The sequence below is a fragment of the Burkholderia sp. AU16482 genome (genome assembly GCF_002223285.1).
Lineage (GTDB): Bacteria > Pseudomonadota > Gammaproteobacteria > Burkholderiales > Burkholderiaceae > Burkholderia > Burkholderia semiarida.
Window position 1 is genome coordinate 21671 of the sequence record NZ_NKEY01000003.1, and the last position, 24332, is coordinate 46002.

Annotated in this window: 24 protein-coding genes and 1 tRNA gene; 13 read left to right on the plus strand and 12 right to left on the minus strand. The window is 66.3% G+C overall.

Features of this window, described 5'->3' with window-relative positions:
- Nucleotides 1-15: 15 nt before the first annotated feature.
- The 5 genes from CFB35_RS02405 (at nucleotide 16) to lpxC (ending at nucleotide 5193) form a co-directional block, all read left to right on the plus strand.
- Nucleotides 16-768: a cell division protein FtsQ/DivIB gene (locus tag CFB35_RS02405; RefSeq protein WP_034186356.1), complete on the plus strand. Its 753-nt coding sequence runs from the start codon at nucleotides 16-18 to the stop codon at nucleotides 766-768.
- A gap of 26 nt (nucleotides 769-794) precedes the next feature.
- Entirely contained in the window at nucleotides 795-2027 is a 1233-nt protein-coding gene (gene ftsA / locus CFB35_RS02410) for a cell division protein FtsA (protein ID WP_006487138.1), read from the plus strand.
- Between the two features lie 116 nt (nucleotides 2028-2143).
- Entirely contained in the window at nucleotides 2144-3340 is a 1197-nt protein-coding gene (gene ftsZ, locus CFB35_RS02415) for a cell division protein FtsZ (RefSeq protein WP_021159911.1), read from the plus strand.
- A gap of 188 nt (nucleotides 3341-3528) precedes the next feature.
- Nucleotides 3529-4035 carry a peroxiredoxin gene (locus CFB35_RS02420; protein WP_059580848.1) on the plus strand — a complete coding sequence of 169 codons (507 nt, stop codon included), beginning with the start codon at nucleotides 3529-3531 and terminating at the stop codon, nucleotides 4033-4035.
- Nucleotides 4036-4275: 240 nt separating this feature from the next.
- The gene (gene lpxC / locus CFB35_RS02425; RefSeq protein ID WP_059580853.1) at nucleotides 4276-5193 is read left to right on the plus strand and encodes a UDP-3-O-acyl-N-acetylglucosamine deacetylase; all 918 of its coding nucleotides are present in this window, start codon (nucleotides 4276-4278) and stop codon (nucleotides 5191-5193) included.
- A gap of 80 nt (nucleotides 5194-5273) precedes the next feature.
- Here lpxC and CFB35_RS02430 read toward each other — a convergent pair whose 3' ends face one another.
- Nucleotides 5274-5750 (minus strand): DUF721 domain-containing protein, encoded by a 477-nt coding sequence (locus CFB35_RS02430; protein ID WP_059580855.1) that lies wholly within the window; start codon nucleotides 5748-5750, stop codon nucleotides 5274-5276.
- Nucleotides 5751-6006: 256 nt separating this feature from the next.
- Here CFB35_RS02430 and secA point away from each other — a divergent pair, with 256 nt between their 5' ends.
- The 4 genes from secA (at nucleotide 6007) to CFB35_RS02455 (ending at nucleotide 11520) form a co-directional block, all read left to right on the plus strand.
- Nucleotides 6007-8805, plus strand: coding sequence for a preprotein translocase subunit SecA (secA, locus tag CFB35_RS02435; protein WP_059580857.1), 2799 nt, complete (start codon nucleotides 6007-6009; stop codon nucleotides 8803-8805).
- A 144-nt stretch (nucleotides 8806-8949) separates the two neighbouring features.
- Nucleotides 8950-10191 (plus strand): bifunctional glutamate N-acetyltransferase/amino-acid acetyltransferase ArgJ, encoded by a 1242-nt coding sequence (argJ, locus tag CFB35_RS02445; protein WP_059580860.1) that lies wholly within the window; start codon nucleotides 8950-8952, stop codon nucleotides 10189-10191.
- A 19-nt stretch (nucleotides 10192-10210) separates the two neighbouring features.
- Nucleotides 10211-11080 (plus strand): ATP-binding protein, encoded by an 870-nt coding sequence (locus CFB35_RS02450; protein WP_059580861.1) that lies wholly within the window; start codon nucleotides 10211-10213, stop codon nucleotides 11078-11080.
- Nucleotides 11077-11520 carry an NUDIX domain-containing protein gene (locus CFB35_RS02455; RefSeq protein WP_059580864.1) on the plus strand — a complete coding sequence of 148 codons (444 nt, stop codon included), beginning with the start codon at nucleotides 11077-11079 and terminating at the stop codon, nucleotides 11518-11520. The genes CFB35_RS02450 and CFB35_RS02455 overlap by 4 nt, the downstream gene beginning before the upstream one ends.
- A 57-nt stretch (nucleotides 11521-11577) precedes the next feature.
- Here CFB35_RS02455 and CFB35_RS02460 read toward each other — a convergent pair whose 3' ends face one another.
- The 9 genes from CFB35_RS02460 to CFB35_RS02500 form a co-directional block, all read right to left on the minus strand.
- Complete coding sequence (locus CFB35_RS02460; RefSeq protein ID WP_059580867.1) at nucleotides 11578-11778, minus strand: DNA gyrase inhibitor YacG; 201 nt, start codon at nucleotides 11776-11778, stop codon at nucleotides 11578-11580.
- Nucleotides 11779-11806: 28 nt separating this feature from the next.
- Complete coding sequence (gene zapD, locus CFB35_RS02465; protein WP_059580870.1) at nucleotides 11807-12562, minus strand: cell division protein ZapD; 756 nt, start codon at nucleotides 12560-12562, stop codon at nucleotides 11807-11809.
- 109 nt (nucleotides 12563-12671) lie between these two features.
- Nucleotides 12672-13277, minus strand: a complete 606-nt coding sequence (coaE, locus tag CFB35_RS02470) for a dephospho-CoA kinase (RefSeq protein WP_059580872.1) — start codon at nucleotides 13275-13277, stop codon at nucleotides 12672-12674.
- A gap of 1 nt (nucleotide 13278) precedes the next feature.
- On the minus strand, nucleotides 13279-14190 hold the full coding sequence (locus CFB35_RS02475) for an A24 family peptidase (protein ID WP_059580874.1): 912 nt from the start codon (nucleotides 14188-14190) through the stop codon (nucleotides 13279-13281).
- Between the two features lie 46 nt (nucleotides 14191-14236).
- A complete protein-coding gene (locus CFB35_RS02480; RefSeq protein WP_059580877.1) occupies nucleotides 14237-15448 on the minus strand; it encodes a type II secretion system F family protein in 1212 nt (403 codons plus the stop codon).
- Entirely contained in the window at nucleotides 15445-16707 is a 1263-nt protein-coding gene (locus CFB35_RS02485; protein ID WP_059580879.1) for a GspE/PulE family protein, read from the minus strand. The genes CFB35_RS02480 and CFB35_RS02485 overlap by 4 nt, the downstream gene beginning before the upstream one ends.
- An 83-nt stretch (nucleotides 16708-16790) precedes the next feature.
- Complete coding sequence (locus CFB35_RS02490) at nucleotides 16791-18083, minus strand: HlyC/CorC family transporter (protein ID WP_081066450.1); 1293 nt, start codon at nucleotides 18081-18083, stop codon at nucleotides 16791-16793.
- Between the two features lie 140 nt (nucleotides 18084-18223).
- Nucleotides 18224-18300, minus strand: a tRNA-Pro gene (locus CFB35_RS02495).
- 148 nt (nucleotides 18301-18448) lie between these two features.
- Nucleotides 18449-19444, minus strand: a complete 996-nt coding sequence (locus tag CFB35_RS02500; RefSeq protein ID WP_059580886.1) for a polyprenyl synthetase family protein — start codon at nucleotides 19442-19444, stop codon at nucleotides 18449-18451.
- Between the two features lie 210 nt (nucleotides 19445-19654).
- Here CFB35_RS02500 and rplU point away from each other — a divergent pair, with 210 nt between their 5' ends.
- The 4 genes from rplU to proB all read left to right on the plus strand — a co-directional run bounded on the left by rplU (nucleotide 19655) and on the right by proB (nucleotide 22763).
- Complete coding sequence (gene rplU / locus CFB35_RS02505) at nucleotides 19655-19966, plus strand: 50S ribosomal protein L21 (RefSeq protein WP_006025184.1); 312 nt, start codon at nucleotides 19655-19657, stop codon at nucleotides 19964-19966.
- A 24-nt stretch (nucleotides 19967-19990) separates the two neighbouring features.
- Nucleotides 19991-20254, plus strand: a complete 264-nt coding sequence (rpmA, locus tag CFB35_RS02510; RefSeq protein WP_006476999.1) for a 50S ribosomal protein L27 — start codon at nucleotides 19991-19993, stop codon at nucleotides 20252-20254.
- 186 nt (nucleotides 20255-20440) lie between these two features.
- Nucleotides 20441-21553 carry a GTPase ObgE gene (obgE, locus tag CFB35_RS02515; protein WP_059580889.1) on the plus strand — a complete coding sequence of 371 codons (1113 nt, stop codon included), beginning with the start codon at nucleotides 20441-20443 and terminating at the stop codon, nucleotides 21551-21553.
- Nucleotides 21554-21644: 91 nt separating this feature from the next.
- On the plus strand, nucleotides 21645-22763 hold the full coding sequence (gene proB / locus CFB35_RS02520) for a glutamate 5-kinase (protein ID WP_059580892.1): 1119 nt from the start codon (nucleotides 21645-21647) through the stop codon (nucleotides 22761-22763).
- 96 nt (nucleotides 22764-22859) lie between these two features.
- Here proB and CFB35_RS02525 read toward each other — a convergent pair whose 3' ends face one another.
- On the minus strand, nucleotides 22860-23468 hold the full coding sequence (locus CFB35_RS02525; protein WP_059580894.1) for a CNP1-like family protein: 609 nt from the start codon (nucleotides 23466-23468) through the stop codon (nucleotides 22860-22862).
- 13 nt (nucleotides 23469-23481) lie between these two features.
- Nucleotides 23482-24126 (minus strand): RNA pyrophosphohydrolase, encoded by a 645-nt coding sequence (locus tag CFB35_RS02530; protein WP_006496762.1) that lies wholly within the window; start codon nucleotides 24124-24126, stop codon nucleotides 23482-23484.
- Between the last annotated feature and the right edge of the window lie 206 nt (nucleotides 24127-24332).

Genomic DNA, 24332 nt, shown 5'->3' on the forward strand with positions numbered 1-24332 from the left:
GGAACGGAACGACGTATGTGGAACAACGTTCGCCAACTCAACCTTGCCGCCAGCGCGCTGTACGCGCTGCTGCTGCTCGTGTTGGCGGCGGCCGGCTGCTACTGGCTGATCCAGCGCCCGACGTTCGCGCTGCGGGAAATCCGGATCGACGGCGACACCGAGCACATCAACTCGCCGACGGTGCGCGCGGGCGTGGTCGGCCGGCTGAAGGGCAATTTCTTCACGGTCGATCTCGATGCGGCGCGTGCCGCGTTCGAGCAGATGCCGTGGGTGCGTCACGCGAGCGTGCGCCGGGTGTGGCCGAATGCGCTGGCTGTCACGCTCGAGGAGTACAAGCCGCTTGGGACCTGGGGCAGCGATCAGCTGGTGAGCGTCGACGGCGAGCTGTTCACCGCGAACCAGGGCGAGCTGGAGCAGGAACTGCCGGCGTTCGACGGCCCGGAAGGCAGTGCGAAGGAAGTCGTCACGCGGTATCGCGACTTCGGGAAATGGTTTGCGCCGCTGAAGGCGGCGCCGGAAGAAGTGACGCTGTCGGCGCGGTACGCGTGGACGGTGAAGCTGTCGAACGGCATGCAGGTCGAGCTGGGCAAGGAACGCAACAGCGACACGCTGCATGACCGGAGCCAGCGCCTGGTGGCCGCGTGGCCGGCCGTCACGGAGCGTTGGGGCAACGACATCGAGTACGCGGATCTGCGTTATCCGAACGGATTCGCGATTCGCGCGGCAGGCATGCGGTTCCTGACCGATACCGACAAGCGCAAGAAGTAACGAGAGATCACACGCAAGAGCACTTTATGAGCAAAGACTACAAGGATCTGCTGGTTTCCCTCGACATCGGCACGTCGAAGGTAGTGGCCATCGTCGCGGAGCTGAAGGGCGAGGGCCACTACGAGGTGATCGGTCTCGGCCAGAGCGAGTCGAAGGGTCTGAAGAAAGGTGTGGTGGTCAACATCGAGGCCACCGTGCAGTCGATCCAGCGCGCGCTCGAGGAAGCCGAGCTGATGGCCGACTGCAAGATCACCAACGTGTTTACGGGGATCGCGGGCAGCCACATCCGCAGCTTCAACTCGAGCGGGATGGTCGCGATCAAGGACAAGGAGGTCACGCAGACGGACGTCGCACGCGTGATCGAGACCGCGAAGGCGATCAACATCCCGACCGACCAGCAGGTGCTGCACATCCTCACGCAGGAATTCATCATCGACGGCCAGGAAGACGTGCGCGAGCCGATCGGGATGAGCGGCATCCGGCTGGAAGTGAAGGTGCACATCGTGACGGGCGCGGTGAGCGCCGCGCAGAACATCGTCAAGTGCGTGCGCCGCTGCGGGCTGGAAGTGAACGACCTGATCCTGCAGCCGCTCGCGTCGTCGCTGGCGGTGCTGACGGAAGACGAGAAGGATCTCGGCGTGGTGCTGGTCGACATCGGCGGCGGCACGACGGACATCGCGATCTTCGCCGAAGGCGCGATCCGCCACACGGCGGTGATTCCGATCGCCGGCGACCAGATCACGAGCGACATCGCGATGGCACTGCGCACGCCTACGCCGGATGCGGAAGACATCAAGGTCGGCTACGGGATCGCGAAGCAGGCGCTCGCCGATCCGGACGAAATGGTCGAAGTGCCGGGCCTCGGCGAACGCGGCCCGCGCACGCTGTCGCGCCAGGCGCTCGCGGCCGTGATCGAGCCGCGCGTCGAGGAACTGTTCTCGCTCGTGCAGCAGGTCGTGCGCGAGTCGGGTTACGAAGAACTCCTGAGCTCCGGCGTGGTCATTACCGGCGGCGCTTCGATGATGCCGGGCATGGTCGAGCTCGGCGAAGACATTTTCCTGAAACCGGTGCGCATCGGCGCGCCGGAGTATGCAGGCGGCCTCTCCGACGTCGTGCGCAATCCGCGCTACTCGACGGCGATGGGGTTGCTCGTCGAAGGCAGTGCGCAGCGCATGCGCGGCCGCAAGGTCGCCGTGCAGTCCGGCAACGCGGGGCAGGTGTTCTCGCGGATGAAGGAATGGTTCCTGAGCAACTTCTGACGAGTCGAACCGAATCGAAATTCGCGCTGGTGCCGGCGGCTGGCGCGCGACAGGGGGTTGCCCGATCTCCTGCCGAATAACGGCCGAGTAGCAGTCATTCTCTTGACGGAGGCAACATGGAATTCGAAATGCTGGAAACCGAGACCAACGGCACCATCATCAAGGTGGTCGGCGTTGGCGGCGCTGGCGGCAATGCCGTCCAGCACATGATCAACCGCGGCGTGCAGGGCGTCGATTTCATCGTGATGAACACGGACGCCCAGGCGCTGTCGCGTTCGCGCGCATCGTCGGTGATCCAGCTCGGCAACACGGGTCTTGGCGCCGGTGCGAAGCCGGAAATGGGCCGTGCGGCAGCGGAAGAGGCGCGTGAGCGCATCGCCGACGCACTGCGCGGCGCGCACATGGTATTCATCACGGCCGGCATGGGTGGCGGCACGGGCACGGGCGCGGCGCCGGTGGTCGCGCAGATCGCGAAGGAGATGGGCATTCTGACGGTCGGTGTCGTCAGCAAGCCGTTCGAGTTCGAAGGCGGCAAGCGCATGCGCGTCGCCGAAGCAGGCTCGCAGCAACTGGAGGATCACGTCGACTCGCTGATCGTCGTGCTGAACGACAAGCTGTTCGACGTGATGGGCGACGACGCCGAGATGGACAAGTGCTTCCAGTGCGCGGACGACGTGTTGAATAACGCGGTGGCGGGTATCGCGGAAATCATCAACGTCGACGGCCTCGTGAACGTCGACTTCGAGGACGTGAAGACGGTGATGGGCGAGCAGGGCAAGGCGATGATGGGCACGGCGACGGTCGCCGGCGTCGATCGCGCGCGCCTCGCGGCGGAACAGGCCGTGGCGAGCCCGCTGCTCGAAGGCGTCGATCTGTCGGGCGCGCGCGGCGTGCTGGTCAACATCACGTCGAGCCGTTCGCTGCGCCTGTCGGAAACGCGCGAAGTGATGAACACGATCAAGAGCTACGCGGCGGAAGATGCGACGGTGATCTTCGGTGCGGTGTACGACGACGCGATGGGCGATGCGTTGCGCGTGACGGTCGTGGCGACGGGTCTGGGCCGTGCGGCGAAGAAGCAGCAGTCGGCACCGATGACGCTGCTGCGCACGGGTACGGACAACCAGCCGGTCAGCGCGGTGTCGCACGGCTATGCGCCGGCGCATCACGTCAGCACGGCCGACTACGGCGCGCTCGATACGCCGGCGGTGTGGCGCAACTCGCGCGAAACCGCGGCATCGCACGTGCAGGCGCTGCAGGAGAAGGGGGTCGACACGTACGACATCCCGGCTTTCCTGCGCAAGCAGGCTGACTGACGCAAACACAGGCGAAGCCGCGGCGACACCGCCGCGGTATCGCCGGCGTGACGGATGCCACGGACCACGACAGGCCGCGTCGGATGCGACGCCGGGCCGGGAAAGGTGCCCTCTTCGCTTGTGCGAAGCGGGATGGGCCGTGCTGTCCGCGACACGCTGAAAAACCGTATCGCTATGAGGGACCAGCCATGATTCAAGTGGGCGACGCGCTGCCCGACGCGCAATTGTTCGAGTTCGTCGACGACGCGCGCGAAGGGTGCACGCTGGGGCCGAATGCCTTCAGCGTGCGCGACCAGGTTGCGGGAAAGCGGGTGGTGATCTTCGGATTGCCGGGCGCGTTCACGCCGACCTGCTCGGCGCAGCATGTGCCGGGCTACGTCGAGCACGCCGAGCAACTGCGCGCGGCGGGTATCGACGAGATCTGGTGCGTGTCCGTCAACGACGCATTCGTGATGGGCGCATGGGGACGTGATCTGCACACCGCGGGCAAGGTGCGCATGATGGCGGACGGCAGCGCGGCTTTCACTCATGCGCTGGGGCTGACGCAGGATTTGTCCGCGCGTGGCATGGGAATTCGTTCCCTGCGCTACGCGATGGTGATCGACGGCGGTGTGGTCAAGACGCTGGCCGTCGAGGCGCCGGGCAAATTCGAAGTGAGCGATGCGGCGAGTGTGCTCGCGACGTTGACGTCCTGATCGTGCGGCGCGCCGTTGCCTTCCGGCAACGTTGCTCGCCGGCCTCAGGGCAGTTGTAACACGGGTCGATGACCGGAAACGCCTCCGTTCCGGGCATCGGCCCGTCCCGTATCGGCGCGGGTAAACAGTCGAAACAGATTGATACGCAGTTTCAGACAGCGTTGAATTGGGAATTACGCTATAATCGCGCCTATCGAATATAACTCCTGATTGATATCCTCAATCAAGACGAAGAAGACCATGTTGAAGCAGCGCACCATCAAATCCATCGTGAAGACCGTCGGTATCGGTCTCCACTCGGGCCGCAAGGTCGAACTGACGCTCCGTCCGGCTGCGCCGGGTACGGGTATCGTGTTCTCGCGCGTCGACCTGCCCACGCCCGTCGATATTCCGGCCTCCGCGATGTCGATCGGCGACACGCGGCTCGCGTCGGTGCTGCAGAAGGATGGCGCGCGCGTGTCGACGGTCGAGCACCTGATGTCGGCGTGCGCCGGCCTCGGCATCGACAACCTGTATGTCGACGTGACGGCCGAGGAAATCCCGATCATGGACGGCAGCGCCGCGTCCTTCGTGTTCCTGATTCAATCCGCCGGCATCGAAGAGCAGAACGCGCCGAAGCGCTTCATCCAGGTGAAGAAGCCGGTCGAAATTCGCGATGGCGACAAGTTCGCGCGTCTCGATCCGTATTTCGGCTTCAAGCTGAAGTTCACGATCGACTTCCGTCACCCGGCCGTCGACAAGACCGGCCAGGAGTTGGAGGTCGATTTCGCGAATACGTCGTACGTACGCGAGATCGCGCGCGCGCGCACGTTCGGTTTTGCCCATGAAGTCGAAATGATGCGCGAGCTGGGTCTCGCCCGCGGCGGCAGCATGGACAACGCGATCGTGCTCGACGAGTACCGGATCCTGAACAACGACGGGCTGCGCTACGACGACGAGTTCGTGAAGCACAAGATGCTCGACGCGATCGGCGACCTGTACGTGATCGGCCACCCGCTGCTGGCGTCGTACACCGCGTACAAGTCGGGCCACGGGCTGAACAACGCGTTGCTGCGCGAGCTGCTCGCGCACGAAGACGCGTACGAGATCGTGACGTTCGACGATCCGCAGGCGGCGCCGAAGGGGTTCGCGTTCGACGCGCAGACGGCCTTCGCGTGAGCGGCGTTCAGCGCAAGCGATAAAAAAGCGACCCTCGGGTCGCTTTTTTATTGGCTGGCCGCCGCCTGCGGCCCTGGCGATCAACGCGGCTTCGCGCCGTGCCGTGCCGCCATCCGCGCGAGCGCCGCCTGCAGCGGCGACGGTTCGAGGTGATCGGCGAGGTCGCGCAACGCGGCGGCGCCGGCCGAGGTCATCCGCGCCTGCTTCACATGTGGCGGTTCGGGCGCGTCCTTCGGCCGCACGCGCACCCGTAGCGTCGTCACCGGCCAGCCGCGCTTCTGGAGATCGCCGAGCAGCCGCATTTCGACCTGCCGCAGCCGTGCTGCCAGCGCATTGTGTGCGGCAAAGAGGGTCAGGGTGCCGTCCTTGATGAAGCCCGGTTCGACGTGATTCGCCAGATAATCGGGCAGGCACGCGCCGAGGTCGCGCTGCAGCGACGCGATCTGCTCGACGCCGGCGCGCAGCGCCGCGAACGCGTCGGTGCGGCCGAGCACTTCGGACACGGGTTGCGGACGATAGGCGGCGAGCGGGCCGAAACGCTTGGAAAATCGGTTCATCGAGGCATTCTTCGAGCGCGTACGCGCGCGGACGTTGCAGCCGATTGTACTCGCGCCGGCTCGCGCACGCGCGGCTTTCGCCCCTGTCCGCCCGGCCCCGGCGCGCGATGGCCGTCCGGCCGGGACGCGGGCGCATGCGTCCCCGCGTGCTAAAATTCGACGTTTGAGTCCACTAATTCGCTAAGCCGCCGAGGCTCGGGCGCCGGGGCGCGCAACACGCGCCGGGCGCCGGTGCTGCGACGCAGGATCCGATCCGATGACAACCGGTTTTCTCCAGAAAATTTTTGGCAGCCGCAACCAGCGGCTCGTCAAGCAATACCAAAAGACCGTCGCGACGATCAATGCGCTCGAAACGCAGATCGAGAAGCTGACGGACGACCAGTTGCGCGGCAAGACGGACGAATTCCGCCAGCGGGTCGCGGCCGGCGAGTCGCTCGACAAGCTGCTGCCCGAAGCGTTCGCGGTCTGTCGCGAGGCAAGCCGCCGCGTGCTGAAGATGCGCCACTTCGACGTGCAGCTGATCGGCGGCATGGTGCTCCACTACGGCAAGATCGCGGAAATGCGCACCGGCGAGGGCAAGACGCTCGTCGCGACGCTGCCCGTGTACCTGAATGCGCTGGCTGGCCGCGGCGTGCACGTCGTGACCGTCAACGACTACCTCGCGCAGCGCGATGCCGAATGGATGGCGCGCCTCTACAACTTCCTCGGTCTGTCGGTCGGCATCAACCTGTCCGGCATGGAGCACGACCAGAAGCAGCAGGCGTACGCGGCGGACATCACGTACGGCACGAACAACGAATTCGGCTTCGACTACCTGCGCGACAACATGGTCTACGAGACCGACGCGCGCGTGCAGCGGGCGCTGAATTTTGCCGTCGTCGACGAAGTGGACTCGATCCTGATCGACGAGGCGCGTACGCCGCTGATCATTTCGGGTCAGGCCGAGGATCACACCGAGCTGTACGTGCGGATGAACGCACTGCCGCCGCTGCTCGAGCGCCAGATCGGCGAAGAGAAGGCCGACGGCACGGGCGTCGAGAAGCCGGGCGACTACACGCTCGACGAAAAGTCGCGCCAGGTGTTCCTGACGGAATCGGGCCACGAGAAGGCCGAGCGCCTGCTCGCCGAATGGGGCCTGATCGGCGAGGGCGAGAGCCTGTACGCGCCGCAGAACATCACGCTGATGCATCACGTGTACGCGGCGCTGCGCGCCCACACGCTGTTCCACAAGGATCAGCACTACGTCGTGCAGAACGGCGAAGTGGTGATCGTCGACGAATTCACGGGCCGCCTGATGGCCGGCCGCCGCTGGTCCGACGGCCTGCACCAGGCGGTCGAGGCGAAGGAGCACGTGAAGATCCAGAGCGAGAACCAGACGCTCGCGTCGATCACGTTCCAGAACTACTTCCGGATGTACGCGAAGCTTGCCGGCATGACCGGTACCGCGGACACCGAAGCGTACGAATTCAACGAGATCTACGGCCTCGAGACGGTCGTGATCCCGACCAACCGCCCGCCGAAGCGGATCGACAAGCAGGACCAGATCTACAAGACGGCCAAGGAGCGCTACGACGCGGTGATCCGCGACATTCGCGACTGCTACGAGCGCGGCCAGCCGGTGCTGGTCGGCACGACGTCGATCGAGAACTCCGAACTGCTGTCGCACCTGCTGAAGCAGGCGGGGCTGCCGCACGAAGTGCTGAACGCGAAGCAGCACGAGCGTGAAGCGGCGATCGTCGCGGAAGCCGGCCGTCCGAAGCGCATCACGATCGCGACCAACATGGCCGGCCGCGGTACCGACATCGTGCTCGGCGGCAACGCGGAGAAGCAGGCGGCGTTCATCGAGGCCGACGATTCGATTCCGGCCGACGAGAAGGCACGCCGCATCAAGCAGCTTCACGACGAGTGGGAAACGCTGCACGAGGAGGTGAAGGCCGCGGGCGGCCTGCACATCATCGGCACCGAGCGCCACGAATCGCGCCGGATCGACAACCAACTGCGCGGCCGTGCGGGCCGTCAGGGCGACCCCGGCTCGTCGCGCTTCTACCTGTCGCTCGACGATCCGCTGCTGCGCATTTTCGCGGGCGACCGCGTGCGCTCGATCATGGATCGCCTGAAGATGCCGGAAGGCGAGGCGATCGAGGCCGGCATCGTCACGCGGTCGATCGAATCGGCGCAGCGCAAGGTCGAGGCGCGCAACTTCGACATCCGCAAGCAGCTGCTCGAATACGACGACGTGTCGAACGACCAGCGCAAGGTGATCTACCAGCAGCGCAACGAACTGCTCGAAGCGCACGACATCACCGAGACGATCACCGCGATGCGTCACGGGGTGATCACCGAAGTCGTCCGCCAGTTCGTGCCGGAAGGCAGCATCGAGGAGCAGTGGGACGTGCCGGAGCTCGAGGAAGCGCTGCGCAACGACTGGCAGCTCGATCTCGCGATCCAGGAAATGGTGAACGAGTCGTCGTCGATCACGGCCGACGAGATCCTCGACGCCGTGACGACGGCCGCCGACGAGCAGTACGAGGCGAAGGTCGCGATGGTCGGCCGCGAATCGTTCAGCGCGTTCGAGCGCTCGGTGATGCTGCAGACGGTCGACCGCCTGTGGCGCGAGCACCTCGCGGCGCTCGACCACCTGCGCCAGGGTATCCATCTGCGCGGCTACGCGCAGAAGAACCCGAAGCAGGAGTACAAGCGCGAGGCGTTCGAATTGTTCGCCGCGATGCTCGACGCGATCAAGCAGGAAGTCACGCGCATCGTGATGAACGTGCAGATCCAGTCGCCGGAGCAGCTCGAGGAAGCCGCCGAGCAGATCGAGGAGCGCAGCGGTCATCTCGAGAACGTCGAATACCAGCATGCCGATTACGCGGACGCCGGCGCGCCGGTGGCGAACGTCACGGCAGCCGCGGCGGCCACGGCGACGGCCGACATGGTCGGCAGCGCGATGACGCACAGCGGGCCCGGCGGCGAAATGCCGAAGGTCGGCCGCAACGATCCGTGCCCGTGCGGCAGCGGCAAGAAGTACAAGCAATGTCACGGGAAGCTGTCATGATCGGCGGCGGCGCGCATCACGCGCGCCGCGTCGTTCGCAGCTTCCAGTCAGTGACGTGAGTTGTGGCGGCCCGCGCGTGCGGCCGCCGGTTCTTCCAATCGATGCCGGCACGTGCCGGCATTTTCCATCCGGCAGGTGTGCCCCATGGCTGTCAATTTTCCGTCGATCGATCCCGCCCAACTCCATCCCGTCGCCGGCGTCACGCTCGGCTGGGCGGAAGCGAACATCCGCAAGCCGAATCGCAAGGACGTGCTGGTCATCTCCGTCGACGAAGGCGCGACGGTCGCGGGCGTGTTCACCGAAAACCGTTTCTGCGCTGCGCCGGTCACCGTCTGCCGCGAGCACCTGGCGAAGGTGCGTGCCGGCGGCGCGGGCATTCGCGCGCTGGTCGTGAATACGGGCAATGCGAACGCGGGCACCGGCGAGCCGGGCCTCGTGAACGCACGCGAAACCTGCACGGAACTCGCGCGTCTGGCCGGCATCGAGCCGGCGCAGGTGCTGCCGTTCTCGACCGGCGTGATCCTCGAGCCGCTGCCGATCGATCGCCTGAAGGCCGGCCTGCCGGCCGCGCTCGCGAACCGCAAGGCCGCGAACTGGTTCGACGCCGCGCAGGCGATCATGACGACCGACACGCTGCCGAAGGCGACGTCGCGCCAGGTGGCGATCGACGGCCACACGGTCACGCTGACGGGCATCAGCAAGGGCGCGGGCATGATCAAGCCGAACATGGCGACGATGCTCGGCTTCCTCGCGTTCGATGCGAACGTCGCGCAGCCGGTGCTCGACACGCTCGTGAAGGAAGTCGCCGACCGCTCGTTCAACTGCATCACGATCGACGGCGACACGTCCACGAACGACTCGTTCATCCTGATCGCGTCGGGCAAGAGTACGCTGCCCGCGATCACGTCGACCGATTCGCCCGCCTATGCGGCGCTGCGCGACGCGGTGACGGAAGTCGCGCAGGTGCTGTCGCAACTGATCGTGCGCGACGGCGAAGGCGCGACGAAGTTCATGACGGTGCAGGTCGAAGGCGGCAGGAGCGTCGCCGAATGCCGCCAGATCGCGTACGCGATCGGCCATTCGCCGCTCGTGAAGACGGCCTTCTACGCATCCGACCCCAACCTCGGCCGGATTCTCGCGGCGATCGGCTATGCGGGCGTTGCGGATCTCGACGTCGGCAAGATCGATCTTTATCTCGACGACGTGCTGGTCGCGAAGGCAGGCGGCCGCAATCCGGCCTACCAGGAAGAAGACGGCCAGCGCGTGATGAAGCAGAGCGAGATCACGATCCGCGTGCTGCTGGGGCGCGGCGATGCGGAGGCCACCGTCTGGACGTGCGACCTGTCGCACGATTACGTGAGCATCAACGCGGATTACCGCTCCTGATCGGGAGCGCTCGAACGACATGGACAAGCTTGAACAGTTTCTGACACGCGCGGAAGCGCTGCTCGGCCGTCTCGAAGGGATGCTGCCGCCCGCGCCGGCGGCGATCGACTGGAGCGCGGCGCACGCGTTCCGCTGGCGCAAGCGCCAGGGGCGCGGTTACCTGCAGCCGGTGCCGGCCGTGTCGTCGATCACGCTCGGCGACCTGCACAACATCGATCGCCAGAAAGCGCTGATCGACCAGAACACGCGCCAGTTCGTGCAGCGCAAGCCGGCCAACAACGTGCTGCTGACCGGCGCACGCGGTACCGGCAAGTCGTCGCTGATCAAGGCGTGCCTGAATGCGTACGCGAACGACGGGCTGCGCCTGATCGAAGTGGACAAGGACGACCTGCACGATCTCGGCGACATCGTCGACCTGATCTCGCAGCGTCCGGAGCGGTTCATCGTGTTTTGCGACGACTTGTCGTTCGAGGACGGCGAATCGGGCTACAAGGCGCTGAAGGTTGCGCTCGACGGCTCGATCGCCGCGCAGTCGGACAACGTGCTGATCTACGCGACGTCGAACCGCCGTCACCTGCTGCCCGAGTACATGAGCGACAACGAGTCGTACAAGCATCTGCCGGACGGCGAGATTCACCCCGGCGAGGTCGTCGAGGAGAAGATCTCGCTGTCGGAGCGCTTCGGCCTGTGGGTCAGCTTCTATCCGTTCAAGCAGGACGACTACCTCGACATCGTCGCGCACTGGCTGCGTCACTTCGGCTGCCCGGATGCGGAGATCGAGACCGCGCGCGGCGACGCGCTCGTATGGGCGCTCGAGCGCGGCTCGCGCTCGGGCCGCGTCGCGTGGCAGTTCGCGCGGGACTGGTCGGGCCGCAAGGAGCAGGCATGAGCGCGGATCAGGCACAAGGCGCCGTGCGGGCGCCGGACGGCCGCAAGGTGACCGAAGTCGCGGTTGGCGTGATGGTGCAGCCGGACGGCAGGTATCTGCTCGCGCAACGCCTGCAGGGCAAGCCGTATGAAGGTTACTGGGAGTTCCCGGGCGGCAAGCTGGAGGCCGGCGAAAGCGTCGAGGACGCACTGGCGCGCGAGCTGCACGAGGAACTCGGCATCGAAGTCACGGCCAGCCACCGCTGGCACACGCTTGAGCACGATTATCCGCACGCGTATGTCCGGCTCTATTTCTGCAAGGTGACGGGCTGGACGGGCGAGCCGCACAGCAAGGAAGGGCAGGCGTTCGTGTGGCAGCAGCTGCCGGTCGAGGTCGCGCCGCTGTTGCCGGCGGCGCTGCCGGTGCTCGAACTGCTGGAGAAGGAAGCGGCGTCGCAGTGACGCCGCGGCGGCCTGCCTGAAACGCGGGCCATATTGGCGGACGGCGGCGCGCGCCGCTCAACTGTCGCGGCGGCTGTCCGTGCCGTCTTCTTCCGACGACGGGCCCTCGTCGGAAGAACCGCCGATCCGATACTTTTCCGCGGCCCATGCGCCGAGGTCGAGCTGCTTGCAGCGGGCCGAACAGAACGGACGGAACTTGTTTTCAGGCGTCCAGCGCACTTCTGCGCCGCACGAAGGACATTTCACGACGGTAGTCATACGAAAGCGTTGAACCGGCACGCGGCCGTTACAGATTACACAGGGTCAGATGGAACGGCACGTCGATGTCCACCGCGCGCGGCCGCACGTCGCCGTCCTGCATGGTGAACCGCACCCACAGCATGTATTTGTTGGCGCTCGCCTCGGGAATCACGCGCAGCTCCGGCGACACCCGCACCTGCATCAACTGATAGCTGCGCCCGGACAGCATCTGCTGGTAGCTGCCCTGCATCGCCATGACCTTCGACGCCTGACCCGATTCGCGCGCGAGCCGCAGCACGATCGCCGCTGCGTCGCGCAACGGCAGCAACGGCAGGATCCACTTCGCGATGTCCTGGCGCCGCTGCTCGGCCGGCCATTGCTGCCACGCGTAGTACGACGGCAGGTCGAACTTGCACGTACCGCCCGGGATCACTGCGCGGCTGCGGATGCTGGCGAGCCACTCGTTGTCGACGAGGTGCTGGCCGGTCTTGCCCTGCATCTGCGCGAGATTCGCGAGCGTCTGCTCGATTTCGCCGAGCACGGCTTCGAGCGCGTTCTGCTCGATACCCGGATTGCCGCGAAAGGGGGCGAGCGTCTGGCGTTGGCGTTCGAGTTCCTTCATCAGATCCGATTTCAGGTCCGCGCGGCCCGTCACCTCGGCGATTTCGAACAGCGTCGTCAGCGCGACGTGGTGCTCACGCGGGTCCTCCTGAGCCAAAAAGAACGCGAAGCGCTCGAACAGATCTTCGAGACGCAACAGCGTGCGAATTCGCTCGTTGAACGGATACTCGTAAAGAATCAAGCGCGCTCGCCTCTTGGGTAGGGATTGAAACAATGAAGGACATTCTAATGCCCCCTCTCTACCCTAGCAACGCGCCAATTTCGTACACCATCAGGATTGCATGCGATGCTCAGTGCGCGGCTGCGAATCCGACGTAGCGTTGGTGCAGTGCATCGACCTGCGCGGCGAGCGCGTCGGGCGTGACCGCGTCGTTGACGATCACGTCGTCGGCCGCCGCGAGGCGGGCCTCGCGCGTCGCCTGTCGCGCGATGATCGCTTCGACCTGTTCGCGCGTGAAGCCGTTGCGCCGCATCACGCGCGCGATCTGCGTTTCGACCGGGCAGTCGACGACGAGCACGCGATCGCTGCGCGCCTTCCAGGTGCCCGACTCGACGAGCAGCGGCACGACGAACATCACGTACGGGCCCCGCGCCTCGCGCGCCTCGCGGTCGGTCTCCGCGCGGATCAGCGGATGCGTGATCGCTTCGAGGCGCCGGCGCGCGTCGTCGTCGCTGAAGATCAGCGTGCGCATCTTCGCGCGATCGAGCGAGCCGTCGGCGGCCACGAAGCCGCGGCCGAAAGCCTGCTCGATCGCCGGCATCGCGAGACCGCCCGGCGCGGTGATGCGGTGGGCGATCAGGTCGGTATCGACGAGCGATGCGCCGCGGGCGCCGAACAGGTCGGCAACGGTCGTCTTGCCGCTGCCGATGCCGCCCGTGAGTCCTACTGAAAACATGTCAGCCTCCGAGCGCCGCATAGAAAGGGGTGCCGAAAAACAGCGTGGCGACGCCGCCGGCCGCGAGGAACGGGCCGAACGGAATCGGCTCCTCGAAGCGCATGCGGCCGCGCCAGGTCGCGACGAGCCCGACGATCGCGCCGGTCACCGCCGCGAACAGCACGACCTGCGGCAGCGCGGCCCAGCCCATCCATGCGCCGAGCGCGGCCAGCAGCTTCAGGTCGCCGAAACCGATGCCCTCGATGCCGCGCAGCCATTTGAACAGCCAGTAGATCGACCACAGGAACAGGTAGCCGGCCATCGCGCCGATCACGGCCGAGCGCAGCGACGTGAAGGTGCCGCCGAGGTTGAGCGCGAGCCCGGCCCACAGCAGCGGCAGCGTCATCGAATCGGGCAGGTAGCCGGTGCGGATGTCGATCGCGCTCATCGCGAGCAGCGCCGCGCACAGCGCGAACGCGGCAAGCGCGGCGACGGTCGGGCCGAACGCCGCGAGCGAGACGGCGGCGAGCAGCGCGCACGCGAGTTCGACGAGCACATAGCGGATGCCGATCGCGTGGCCGCAGCGCCGGCAGCGCCCGCGCAGCACCAGGTAGCTGACGATCGGGATGTTCTCCCAGGCGCGCAACACGTGGCCGCAATGCGGGCAGGCGCTGCGCGGGCGCCACAGATCGTAGCGCGGCGGATAACCGTCGTCGGGCGGCGGGGGCTCGGTGCCCGTCGCTTCGGCGATTTCGGCCTGCCACGCACGCTGCATCATCACGGGCAACCGGTGCGCGACCACGTTCAGGAAGCTGCCGACGCACAGGCCGATGACGATCGCGAACGCATACTGGAGCGCGGGCGGCAGCATCGCCAGCGCGAGCAGCGTGCTCTCGGGCGAATCGGAAACGGCGGGCAGGAGCGCTGGCGTCATGAGGATCAAGGTTCGGGGCAAAAAGGCGACAGAGTCGGTTGCGATGCTACACCACGTTGCCGAGCTGAAGGATGGGCAGGTACATCGCGATCACGAGGCCGCCGACGAGCGCGCCCAGGACGATCACGATCAACGGTTCGCCGAGCGCCGCGAGCGCATCGAGGCGCGCGTCGAGCTGACGTTCGCACAACGCGGCGATGTCGGCGAGCATCGTGTCGAGCGCACCGGTTTCCTCGGCGACGGCGATCGGTTGCACGACGTCGTCCGGAAAGCAGCCGGCCGAATGCATCGCATCGGCCAGGCGCACGCCGCGCAACACGCGTGCGGCGATGTGCGCGGTAGCCTGCGCGAACACCGGGTGGCCGGCCGTGCGCTCGAGCGTGGCGAACGCATCGGCGAGCGGCACGCCGGCGCCGAGCAGGGTCGCTAGCGAGCGGCACCAGCGTGCGGCGGCGAACCGCTCCAGTGCGCTGCCCGCGAGCGGCGCGCGCAACAGGTGTCGCGCGAGCGCATGGCGCAATGCGGACGAGCGCCGAAGCGCGTGCTGCGCGGCAAGCCCCGTGGCGGCCGCGCCGGCCAGCAGCACGCCGCCCCACGCCGACAGCGCGGAGGACAACGCGAGCAGCGCGCGGGTCGGCGCGGGCAGGGCGGCGCCGAAACCGTCGAAGATCTGCCGGAAGGTCGGCACGACCCACACCATCAATGCTGCCGAGATCGCGAGCGCGAACAGGATGACGGCGGCCGGATACGCGAGCGCGGCACGCAGCTTGCGCCATTGCGCGTCGGCGCGCTCGCGGTGTTCCGCGACCCGCGTCAGCACGATGCCGAGCGAACCGGACGCCTCGCCGACCTCGATCAACTGACGATACAGCGTACCGAACTGCGAGGGATAACGTGCGAGTGCGTCGGCGAAGCGCCGGCCGCCGACGATCTCGCGGGCGAGCCCCGCGGCGATGCGCGGCACGCCGTCGCGCGTGCGGGTGCGCGCGAGCATCTCGAGCGACGGTGCAAGCGGCAGGCCGGCCTGCAACAGGCTCGCGAGCTGGCGCGTGAAGCGCGTGATGTCACGGGCGCCGGCCGCCGGCGGGCGGGCCGGCCCGCGGACGTCGAGCGACAGTACCGCGATGCCGTCGCGCGCGAGCGTGGCACGCGCGGCCGCCGCGTCGAAGGCGATGACGATCCCGCGGCGCGGCGCGCCGTCGCGATGGCGGCCGCGCCATGCAAAGCGGGTTTCGCGCGGTGGCGTGCGAACGTTCACGCCGCGGGCGTGGCGGCGACGGCTTCAGCGATGCTCGTCGTGCCGTCCAGCACGCGCGCGAATGCCGCGTCGCGCAGGGTACGCACGCCCTCGGCCGCCACGCATTGCGCGAGTTCGCGGACGCTTGCCCGCGCGACGATGCGCTCGGCCAGCCCGGGCGATACCGGCATCGTCTGATGCAGGCCGATGCGGCCGCGATAGCCGATTCCGTGACAGGCGGAACAGCCGCGCGCGACGAACGGCCGCCAGCCGGTTGCCAGCGCCGCCGGGTCGCAGCCGGCTTCCCGCAACGCGCGCGCCGATGCGTCCGAATGCACGCGGCAGGCGACGCACAGGCGCCGGACGAGGCGCTGCGCGGTGACGAGGTGCAGCGCGGCCGCGAGGTTGTACGGCGCGACGCCGATGTCGAGCAGCCGCGCGACGGCGGCCGGCGCGTCGTTCGTATGCAGCGTCGACAGCACGAGATGGCCTGTCTGGGCGGCCTTGATCGCGACATCGGCCGTCTCCGCATCGCGAATCTCGCCGACCATGATGACGTCGGGATCCTGTCGCAACAGCGCGCGCAGCGCGGTCGCAAACGTGAGACCGGCCTTGTCGGCGACGCCGACCTGGTTGATCCCGTCGAGCTGGATCTCGGCGGGATCCTCGACCGTACAGACGTTGTGCGCGTCGCGATCGAGCATCTGCAGCGCGCAGTAGAGCGACAGCGTCTTGCCGCTGCCGGTCGGGCCGGTGACGAGCACGAGGCCATGCGGCGCGCGGATCGCGGCCTCCATCGCGGCGGCCTGCCGCGCGTCGAAGCCGAGGTTGGCAAGCGTGAGATCGGGCGGCAGCGTTTCGAGCCGCCGCAGCACGAGCTTTTCGCCGAACAGCGTCGGCAGCGAACTGACGCGGTAGTCGCCGCGCGTGCCGCCGTCGATCGCGATGCGCAGCCGGCCGTCCTGCGGAAGCCGCCGCTCGGCGATGTCCATGCGCGAGAGCACCTTGATCCGCGTCACGAGCGCATCGCGCAGGTGCAGCGGCGGTCGCGCATGTTCATGCAGTACGCCGTCGATGCGCAGACGGATGCGCCAGCCGGCTTCGAACGGCTCGACGTGGATGTCCGACGCGTCGCGCACGCGCGCCGCGTGCAGCGTGTCCGTCAGCAGCCGTACGGCGGGGGCATCGTCGAGCTGGGCCGCATCGAGTGCATGGGGCGCGGCGGCGTGCGCGGGCGCCGACTGCGTGTGCGGCGACGCCCCGGAGGAAGGGAAGTGCATGTGAGCCGGCGCGCTGGCCGCCTGTTGACCGTGATGCGCAGATGATCGCGCGTCGCGGGCGGCGCCGGCAGTCGGCCGTTCGGCTAGCGGGAGGCGGCGCGCCCGCTGCGCGTGCCGCGCGGCTTGAAAAGCTTGACAGTGCGTACCGCCTGATCGTCGCTGCGCATCACTTCGAGCATCACGTCGCCGATTTTCAGGCACACGTCGTCTTCGGGAATTTCCTCGAGGATCTCGAGCACGAGCCCATTCAGCGTCTTCGGCCCGTCGGTCGGCAGTTTCAGGTGCAGCCAGCGGTTCAGTTCGCGCAGCGGCATGCTGGCCGACACGATGCATTCGCCGTTCTCGTCCCAGCCGCCCGCGCGTTCGCTGCGCGGCATCGACGTCGTGAATTCGCCGATCAGCTCCTCGATGATGTCCTCGGGCGTGACGAGTCCTTCGAGCTCGCCGTACTCGTTGACGACGAGCGCGGTGCGCTGCCGGGTTTCCTGGAAGAACTGGAGCTGCTGGACCACCGGCGTGCCCGACGGCACGTAGTACGGCTCGGCGAGCAGCGTGCGCAGCGTCTCGCGGTCGAAATCCTGGTTGTGCAGCCCGGTGAGCGTCTTGCGCACGTGCAGCACGCCGAGCACCTTGTCGATGTCGCCTTCGTAGACCACCAGGCGGTTGTGATAGCAGGTTTCGAGCTGATGCAGGATGTCGTCGAGCGGCGCGTAGAAGTTGAGCGACTCGATCTGGCGGCGCGGCACCATCACGTCGTCGACCGTGATGTTCTCGAGGTCGAACAGGTTGAGCAGGATGCTGCGGTGCTTGGTCGGCATGAAACTGCTCGATTCGAGCACGATGGCGCGCAGCTCGTCGGCCGACATTCGCTGGTCGCGGCCCTTCTTCGTGTTGATGCGCAGCACCCACAGCACGCCGTTCGCGAGCGCATTGACGAACCAGACGACCGGCTTGAACACGCGCATCAACGGGGCGATCACGAGGCTTGCGGGCAGCGCGATGCGCTCGGGGAACGTCGCGCCGACGATCTTCGGCGCGATTTCCGCGAACACGATGATCAGGAACGCGACGACGCCGGTCGCGATCGACAGCGCGAGGTTGTTGCGGCCGAACGTATGGAGCGCGAGCGAGGTCGTGAGGACCGGAATGATCGTGTTGAACAGGTTGTTGCCGATCAGGATCACGCTGAGCAGCAAGTCAGTGCGCGTGAGCAGCCCCTGCGTGGTTTTCGCGCCGAGCACGCCCTGGCCGGCGAGATGCTTCAGCCGATGGCGATTGAGCGCCATCATCGCGGTCTCGGAAATGGAAAAGAAGCTGGAACAGAGGAGAAGCAGGAAGACGGCGCCGATTTGCGCCCATAAGGGAATTTGGTCCACGCGTTGGAAAGGGCAGTGAAGGACAGGGATGGGGCAAATATAGCAGAGGCCGGCGACCGCGATGTGTCGCGCGCGACACGAGGGCCCGCGGCGGCCGGACGAAAAAAAACCGTGCACAAGGTGCACGGTTTTTTTAAATCTGGTCGGGGTGAGAGGATTCGAACCTCCGGCCTCTACGTCCCGAACGTAGCGCTCTACCAGGCTAAGCTACACCCCGATTTTTGCTCTTCGGACTTCGCCGTCTTCTTGAAGATCGCTGCGTCGTCACAAGCAAGAACGTAACTATAACGATGTTTTTTCTAAAAGGGAATACTTTGGTGAAGAAATTTTTCGAGACAAGGCGGCGCTTCCCGTTCGCCGCGTGTTTACGACTGCCGTGACGTCGAGTATGAACACAACCCGAGCAGGCTTTCCTTGTAGATCGAATCGGGGAACGCGGCAATCGCCGCCGCCGCCGCCTGCGCTTCCTGGCGTGCGCATTCGAGCGTGTGGTCGAGCGCGCCCGAGCGCGTGATCGCTTCGAAAATCGTGTCGAAGCGATCGGTGCCGCCGTGTTCGATCGCCTCGCGGGCGAGCGCCGACTGGTCGGGCGTGCCGCGTTCGATCAGATAGATGAGCGGCAGCGTCGGCTTGCCTTCGCGCAGGTCGTCGCCGGCATTCTTGCCCATTGCCTCGGCGGTGCCCGCATAGTCGAGCCAGTCGTCCATGATCTGGAATGCGGTGCCGATCCGGCGGCCGTATTCGGCGGCGGCGGCCTCGGTCGGCGCGTCGGCGCCCGCGAGCACCGCGCCCAGGCGGGCCGACGCCTCGAACAGCTTCGCCGTCTTGTAGCGGATCACCTGCATGTAGCGCGTCTCGTCGACGTCCGCGTCGTGCATGTTCAGGAGTTGCAGCACCTCGCCTTCCGAAATGATCGTCGTCGCTTCGGACAGGATCTCCATCACGCGCATCTTGCCGACGCCGACCATCATCTCGAACGAGCGCGAGTAGAGGTAATCGCCTACCAGCACGCTCGCCGCGTTGCCGAACAGCGCATTGGCGGTCTGGCGGCCGCGGCGCAGCTCGGATTCGTCGACGACGTCGTCATGCAGCAGCGTGGCCGTATGGATGAACTCGACGACGGCGGCCAGCACGTGCCGCTGGTGCGACGTTTCGCCGAGCGCGCCGGCGACGAGCAGCAGCAACGCCGGACGCAGCCGCTTGCCGCCCGCGCCGATGATGTACTCGGCGATCTGGTTGATCAGCAGCACGTCGGACGCGAGGCTTTGCCGGATAACGCGATTCACCTGCTCCATGTCGCTGGTGATCGGGGCGAGCAGGTGGGCGGCGCTGAGGGTGGGGGAGGCGGTGGACGACGACATGATGATGGAATTGGGTGATGCGGCGGATTATAAGTCGAATCCGCGATATGCCGGTCTGTCAGACATACCCGTGGCGCGATTTTGGCCGTCCGGCCGAGGCCCGCGCGCGGCAATCGTCGATCGGCTTTGACTTGGGTGCTAACCCCATGTATAATCACGTGTTTTCCGCGCGTGGTGTGCGGAAAAATTGGATCCAGAGTGAGGTTCTCAATGTACGCGGTCATAAAAACCGGCGGCAAGCAGTACAAGGTTGCCGTTGGCGAAAAACTCAAAGTAGAACAGATACCGGCTGACATTGACGCTGAAATCACGCTCGACCAGGTTCTCGCAGTGGGCGAAGGCGAATCGATTAAGTTCGGTACGCCGCTGGTCAGTGGGGCTTCCGTCAAGGCCACCGTCGTGTCGCACGGTCGTCATGCCAAGGTCACCATCTTCAAGATGCGTCGCCGGAAGCACTACCAAAAGCACGGCGGCCACCGCCAGAACTACACTGAGCTGCGCATCGACGCGATCAACGCGTAAGCGCCTCGGTAAAGGAGCAATCAGATGGCACACAAAAAGGCAGGCGGCTCTTCCCGGAACGGCCGCGACTCCGAGTCGAAACGTCTCGGCGTGAAAGTGTACGGCGGCCAGGCAATCAACGCTGGCGGCATCATCGTGCGTCAGCGCGGCACGCGCATGCACGCTGGCGAGAACGTCGGCATGGGCAAGGATCACACCCTGTTCGCGCTGGTCGACGGTCACGTCAAGTTCGCGACGAAGGGCGCGGACAAGAAGCATCTGGTCATCGTCGTCCCGGCGGCTGCCTGAGTCAGGCACCCACGGGCTTCGTAGCCGAAAGGCCCCGCAGTCTTCGCGGGGCCTTTTTTATTGGGTCGCCGGCCGCAAATGCGCGCCGGCGACCCTCGCGCAACCGGCGTACGATCGGCCGAACGGCAGATTGTTCAAGCGTGTCGGCGCGCGGCACAATAGCGGAAATACTGGGCGGAGTGGCGAATGAAGTTCATTGACGAAGCACGAATCGAAGTCATCGCCGGCGACGGAGGCGATGGCAGCGCGTCGATGCGCCGCGAGAAATTCGTCCCGTTCGGCGGGCCGGACGGCGGCGACGGCGGCCGGGGCGGCAGCGTTTACGCGATCGCCGACCGCAACATCAACACGCTGATCGACTACCGTTACGCGAAGAAGCACCTCGCGCGCAACGGCGAAAACGGCCGCGGCTCGGATTGCTACGGCAAGGGCGGCGACGATGTCACGCTGCGCATGCCGGTCGGCACGATCATCAGCGACATGGATACCGGCGAGCTGATCGCCGATCTGACCGAGCACGACCAGCGGGTGATGCTCGCGCAGGGCGGCGCCGGCGGCCTCGGCAACCTGCATTTCAAGTCGAGCACGAACCGCGCGCCGCGCCAGAAGACGGACGGCAAGCCGGGCGAGCGGCGCATGCTGAAGCTCGAGCTGAAGGTGCTCGCCGACGTCGGCCTGCTCGGCATGCCCAACGCGGGCAAGTCGACCTTCATCTCGTCGGTGTCGAACGCGAAGCCGAAGATCGCCGACTACCCGTTCACGACGCTCGCGCCGAATCTCGGCGTGGTGCGTGTCGGGCCGAGCAAGAGCTTCGTGATCGCCGATATCCCGGGGCTGATCGAAGGGGCGGCCGAAGGCGCGGGCCTCGGGCATCAATTCCTGCGCCACCTGCAGCGTACCGGCGTGCTGCTGCATCTGGTCGATCTCGCGCCGTTCGACGAAAGCGTCGATCCGGTCGCGGAAGCGACGGCGATCGTCGGCGAGCTGCGCAAGTACGACGAGGCGCTCTACGAGAAGCCGCGCTGGCTCGTGCTCAACAAGTTGGACATGGTGCCGGAAGACGAGCGCGAGGCGCGCGTCGCGGATTTCCTCGACCGCTTCGGCTGGGACGGCCCCGTGTTCGAGATCTCGGCGCTCACGGGCCAGGGCTGCGAAGCGCTGTGCTACGCGATCTACGACTACCTCTCCGAACATTCGGACGCGCATCGCGCGGCGGAGGCGGAGGATCTCGCGGCGGACGTGCGTTTCCGCGAGGCGCCGTCGGCGAAGGGTGGTGCGGCGCCGGGCGACGACGCCTGAACGGTTCGCTGACGCGCCGGGCGTGCCGCCCGGCGTTGGCGTTCCATCGGGCCCGGCCGGGGCGGGCATCAGATACAGGAGACAGTGCAGGATGCGTTCGATCATCGCGGATTCGAAGCGATTGGTGGTGAAGGTGGGCTCCAGCCTCGTGACCAACGACGGCAAGGGGCTCGATCATGCTGCAATCGGCCGCTGGGCAGCCCAGATCGCTGCGCTGCGTGCGCAGGGCAAGGAAGTCGTGCTCGTCAGTTCGGGCGCGATCGCCGAAGGCATGCAGCGGCTCGGCTGGAGCAAGCGGCCGCGGGAAATCGACGAGTTGCAGGCCGCCGCCGCGGTCGGCCAGATGGGGCTCGCGCAAGTCTACGAAAGCCGCTTTACCGAGCACGGCATCCGCACCGCGCAGATCCTGCTCACGCACGCCGACCTGGCGGATCGCGAACGCTATCTGAACGCGCGCTCGACGCTGCTCACGCTGCTGCGGCTCGGCGTCGTGCCGATCATCAACGAGAACGACACGGTCGTCACCGACGAAATCAAGTTCGGCGACAACGACACGCTCGGCGCGCTCGTCGCGAACCTGATCGAAGGCGATGCGCTGATCATCCTCACCGACCAGTCGGGGCTGTTCACGGCCGATCCGCGCAAGGATCCGAATGCGACGCTCGTCGGCGAGGCCAATGCGGGCGCACCGGAGCTCGAGGCGATGGCAGGCGGAGCCGGTTCGAGTCTGGGCCGCGGCGGAATGCTGACGAAGATCCTCGCGGCGAAGCGGGCGGCGCACAGCGGCGCGAATACCGTGATCGCAAGCGGCCGGGAGTCCGACGTGCTCGTGCGGCTGGCGGCCGGCGAGGCGATCGGCACGCAACTGATCGCACGGACGGCGCGGATGGCGGCACGCAAGCAATGGATGGCCGATCATCTGCAGGTGCGCGGCCATGTCGTGATCGATGCCGGCGCGGTCGAGAAGCTGACGGCCGGCGGCAAGAGCCTGCTGCCGATCGGCGTCACCGACGTGCAGGGCGCGTTCGCGCGCGGCGAGGTGATCGCGTGTGTCGGCCCGGACGGGCGCGAGGTGGCGCGCGGGCTCACGAACTACAGCAGCGCGGAAACGAAGCTGATTCACCGCAAGCCGAGCGGCGAGATCGAGGCCGTGCTCGGCTACATGCTGGAGCCCGAACTGATTCATCGCGACAACCTCGTGCTGGTGTGATCGCCAGCCGGTTTTCGTCGTCGAAATGAAAAAGCCCGCATCGCGCGGGCTTTTCGTTGCAGCGGGGCGATGCGGGCGACGGGCCCCCGCGCGTCGTCAGCGCAGCTGCGTCATCGCGGTGCGGTGGAACCGGATGTTTTCGAGGATCTGCCGGGTGGAGCCCTGGGGCATCTTGTTCGAGCAGAAGTAGTCCTGGTAGAGCGCGGAGTGGTAGGCGTTCAACTCGCCGTTCTCGATGCGCCGCCAGTCGTTCTCGACGGTGCGATCCCAGCCGTTGTGGTCCGCGTTCAGGCCGGCGTACTGGCGCCATTCGTAGGTGTCGCAGCGGATGCCTTCGTAGTTCACGTTGCGCGCGCCGGCCGGGCTCGTGATCACGACGGCGTAGCGCACGACGCCGTCGGTGCCGACGTCGAGCGACTTCGCATCGACGAAGAACTTGAGCGGCGTGTTCTGCGACACGTTGAATGGCAGCAGATCGCCCGTTTGCGGCAGCGGCGGCAGCGTGTCGACGGCGTTTTCCTTCCAGGTTCCCTGACGGTCGAGCAGGTACACGAACTCGCTGTCATCCTTGTTGGACGGCGCTTTCGAGTTCGCGCAGCCGGCCAGGGCGGCCATCGCGGCGATCGATGCGAGCGCGAGAGCAATCGCTTTCAATATGCATTCCTCGTAAAAAAAGGGCGCGACACCAAGGTCGCGCCCGGTCATGCAGTCCAACTCGTCATTTGCCGACGATCACGCGGGGCGGCATCTCGTCGAGCGTGCTCGCTTCCACTTCGATCTCCGAACAGACTACCGATGCGTCGACAATCGTCAGCGTCTGGGCCTGTGCGCCGATGACGCGCGGATAGCGCGACACACGCGGCCCGCGCGGCTTCTCGGCTCGCTGCGCCGGGCGGCGCAGGAAGCGCGACAGTTCCGTCAGCGCCAACTGATAGACATCCCGCTTGAACTCGATCACCGCATCGAGCGGCACCCAGTACTCGTTCCAGCGCCACGCATCGAACTCCGGGTGATCGGTCGCGCGCAAGCAAATGTCGCAATCGCGTCCGACCATCCGCAGCAGGAACCAGATCTGCTTCTGGCCGCGGTAATGACCGCGTACTTCGCGTTTGATGAACTTGTCAGGCACCTCGTAACGCAACCAGTCGCGAGTGCGGCCGATTATCTTGACGTGTTCCGGATGCAGGCCCGTTTCCTCGTGCAGTTCCCGGTACATCGCCTGCATGGGGGTCTCGCCGTACTTGATCCCACCTTGAGGAAACTGCCAGGAATGCTCGCGGAGCCGCTTGCCCCAAAACACCTCGTTGCGCGCGTTCAAGAGGATGATGCCGACGTTCGGGCGAAAGCCTTCACGATCCAGCATACAACCACCTTCGAATCCTTTAAAATTGCTTTGATTATAAACAGATAACGGGCGCTGCGCACCGTGACGGAGCGAATCCGCGCGGGGTACGCCGGCTGAATTGTCCCTGATTAGTCTGCTACGTCGTCTGCGCCATCGTCGTCCCTCGTTGTTCGCCGCGCGCAGCTTTTTCACCTTGAAACTTTTTCGGGCGCCCCGCCTGGGGG

Bases quoted from the DNA above. Each gene is read 5' to 3' on its own strand.
- CFB35_RS02405 (WP_034186356.1), top strand. From the start codon at position 16: ATGTGGAACAACGTTCGCCAACTCAACCTTGCCGCCAGCGCGCTGTAC.
- ftsA (WP_006487138.1), top strand. From the start codon at position 795: ATGAGCAAAGACTACAAGGATCTGCTGGTTTCCCTCGACATCGGCACG.
- ftsZ (WP_021159911.1), top strand. From the start codon at position 2,144: ATGGAATTCGAAATGCTGGAAACCGAGACCAACGGCACCATCATCAAG.
- CFB35_RS02420 (WP_059580848.1), top strand. From the start codon at position 3,529: ATGATTCAAGTGGGCGACGCGCTGCCCGACGCGCAATTGTTCGAGTTC.
- lpxC (WP_059580853.1), top strand. From the start codon at position 4,276: ATGTTGAAGCAGCGCACCATCAAATCCATCGTGAAGACCGTCGGTATC.
- CFB35_RS02430 (WP_059580855.1), bottom strand. From the start codon at position 5,750: ATGAACCGATTTTCCAAGCGTTTCGGCCCGCTCGCCGCCTATCGTCCG.
- secA (WP_059580857.1), top strand. From the start codon at position 6,007: ATGACAACCGGTTTTCTCCAGAAAATTTTTGGCAGCCGCAACCAGCGG.
- argJ (WP_059580860.1), top strand. From the start codon at position 8,950: ATGGCTGTCAATTTTCCGTCGATCGATCCCGCCCAACTCCATCCCGTC.
- CFB35_RS02450 (WP_059580861.1), top strand. From the start codon at position 10,211: ATGGACAAGCTTGAACAGTTTCTGACACGCGCGGAAGCGCTGCTCGGC.
- CFB35_RS02455 (WP_059580864.1), top strand. From the start codon at position 11,077: ATGAGCGCGGATCAGGCACAAGGCGCCGTGCGGGCGCCGGACGGCCGC.
- CFB35_RS02460 (WP_059580867.1), bottom strand. From the start codon at position 11,778: ATGACTACCGTCGTGAAATGTCCTTCGTGCGGCGCAGAAGTGCGCTGG.
- coaE (WP_059580872.1), bottom strand. From the start codon at position 13,277: ATGTTTTCAGTAGGACTCACGGGCGGCATCGGCAGCGGCAAGACGACC.
- CFB35_RS02475 (WP_059580874.1), bottom strand. From the start codon at position 14,190: ATGACGCCAGCGCTCCTGCCCGCCGTTTCCGATTCGCCCGAGAGCACG.
- CFB35_RS02485 (WP_059580879.1), bottom strand. From the start codon at position 16,707: ATGCACTTCCCTTCCTCCGGGGCGTCGCCGCACACGCAGTCGGCGCCC.
- CFB35_RS02500 (WP_059580886.1), bottom strand. From the start codon at position 19,444: ATGTCGTCGTCCACCGCCTCCCCCACCCTCAGCGCCGCCCACCTGCTC.
- rplU (WP_006025184.1), top strand. From the start codon at position 19,655: ATGTACGCGGTCATAAAAACCGGCGGCAAGCAGTACAAGGTTGCCGTT.
- rpmA (WP_006476999.1), top strand. From the start codon at position 19,991: ATGGCACACAAAAAGGCAGGCGGCTCTTCCCGGAACGGCCGCGACTCC.
- obgE (WP_059580889.1), top strand. From the start codon at position 20,441: ATGAAGTTCATTGACGAAGCACGAATCGAAGTCATCGCCGGCGACGGA.
- proB (WP_059580892.1), top strand. From the start codon at position 21,645: ATGCGTTCGATCATCGCGGATTCGAAGCGATTGGTGGTGAAGGTGGGC.
- CFB35_RS02525 (WP_059580894.1), bottom strand. From the start codon at position 23,468: ATGACCGGGCGCGACCTTGGTGTCGCGCCCTTTTTTTACGAGGAATGC.
- CFB35_RS02530 (WP_006496762.1), bottom strand. From the start codon at position 24,126: ATGCTGGATCGTGAAGGCTTTCGCCCGAACGTCGGCATCATCCTCTTG.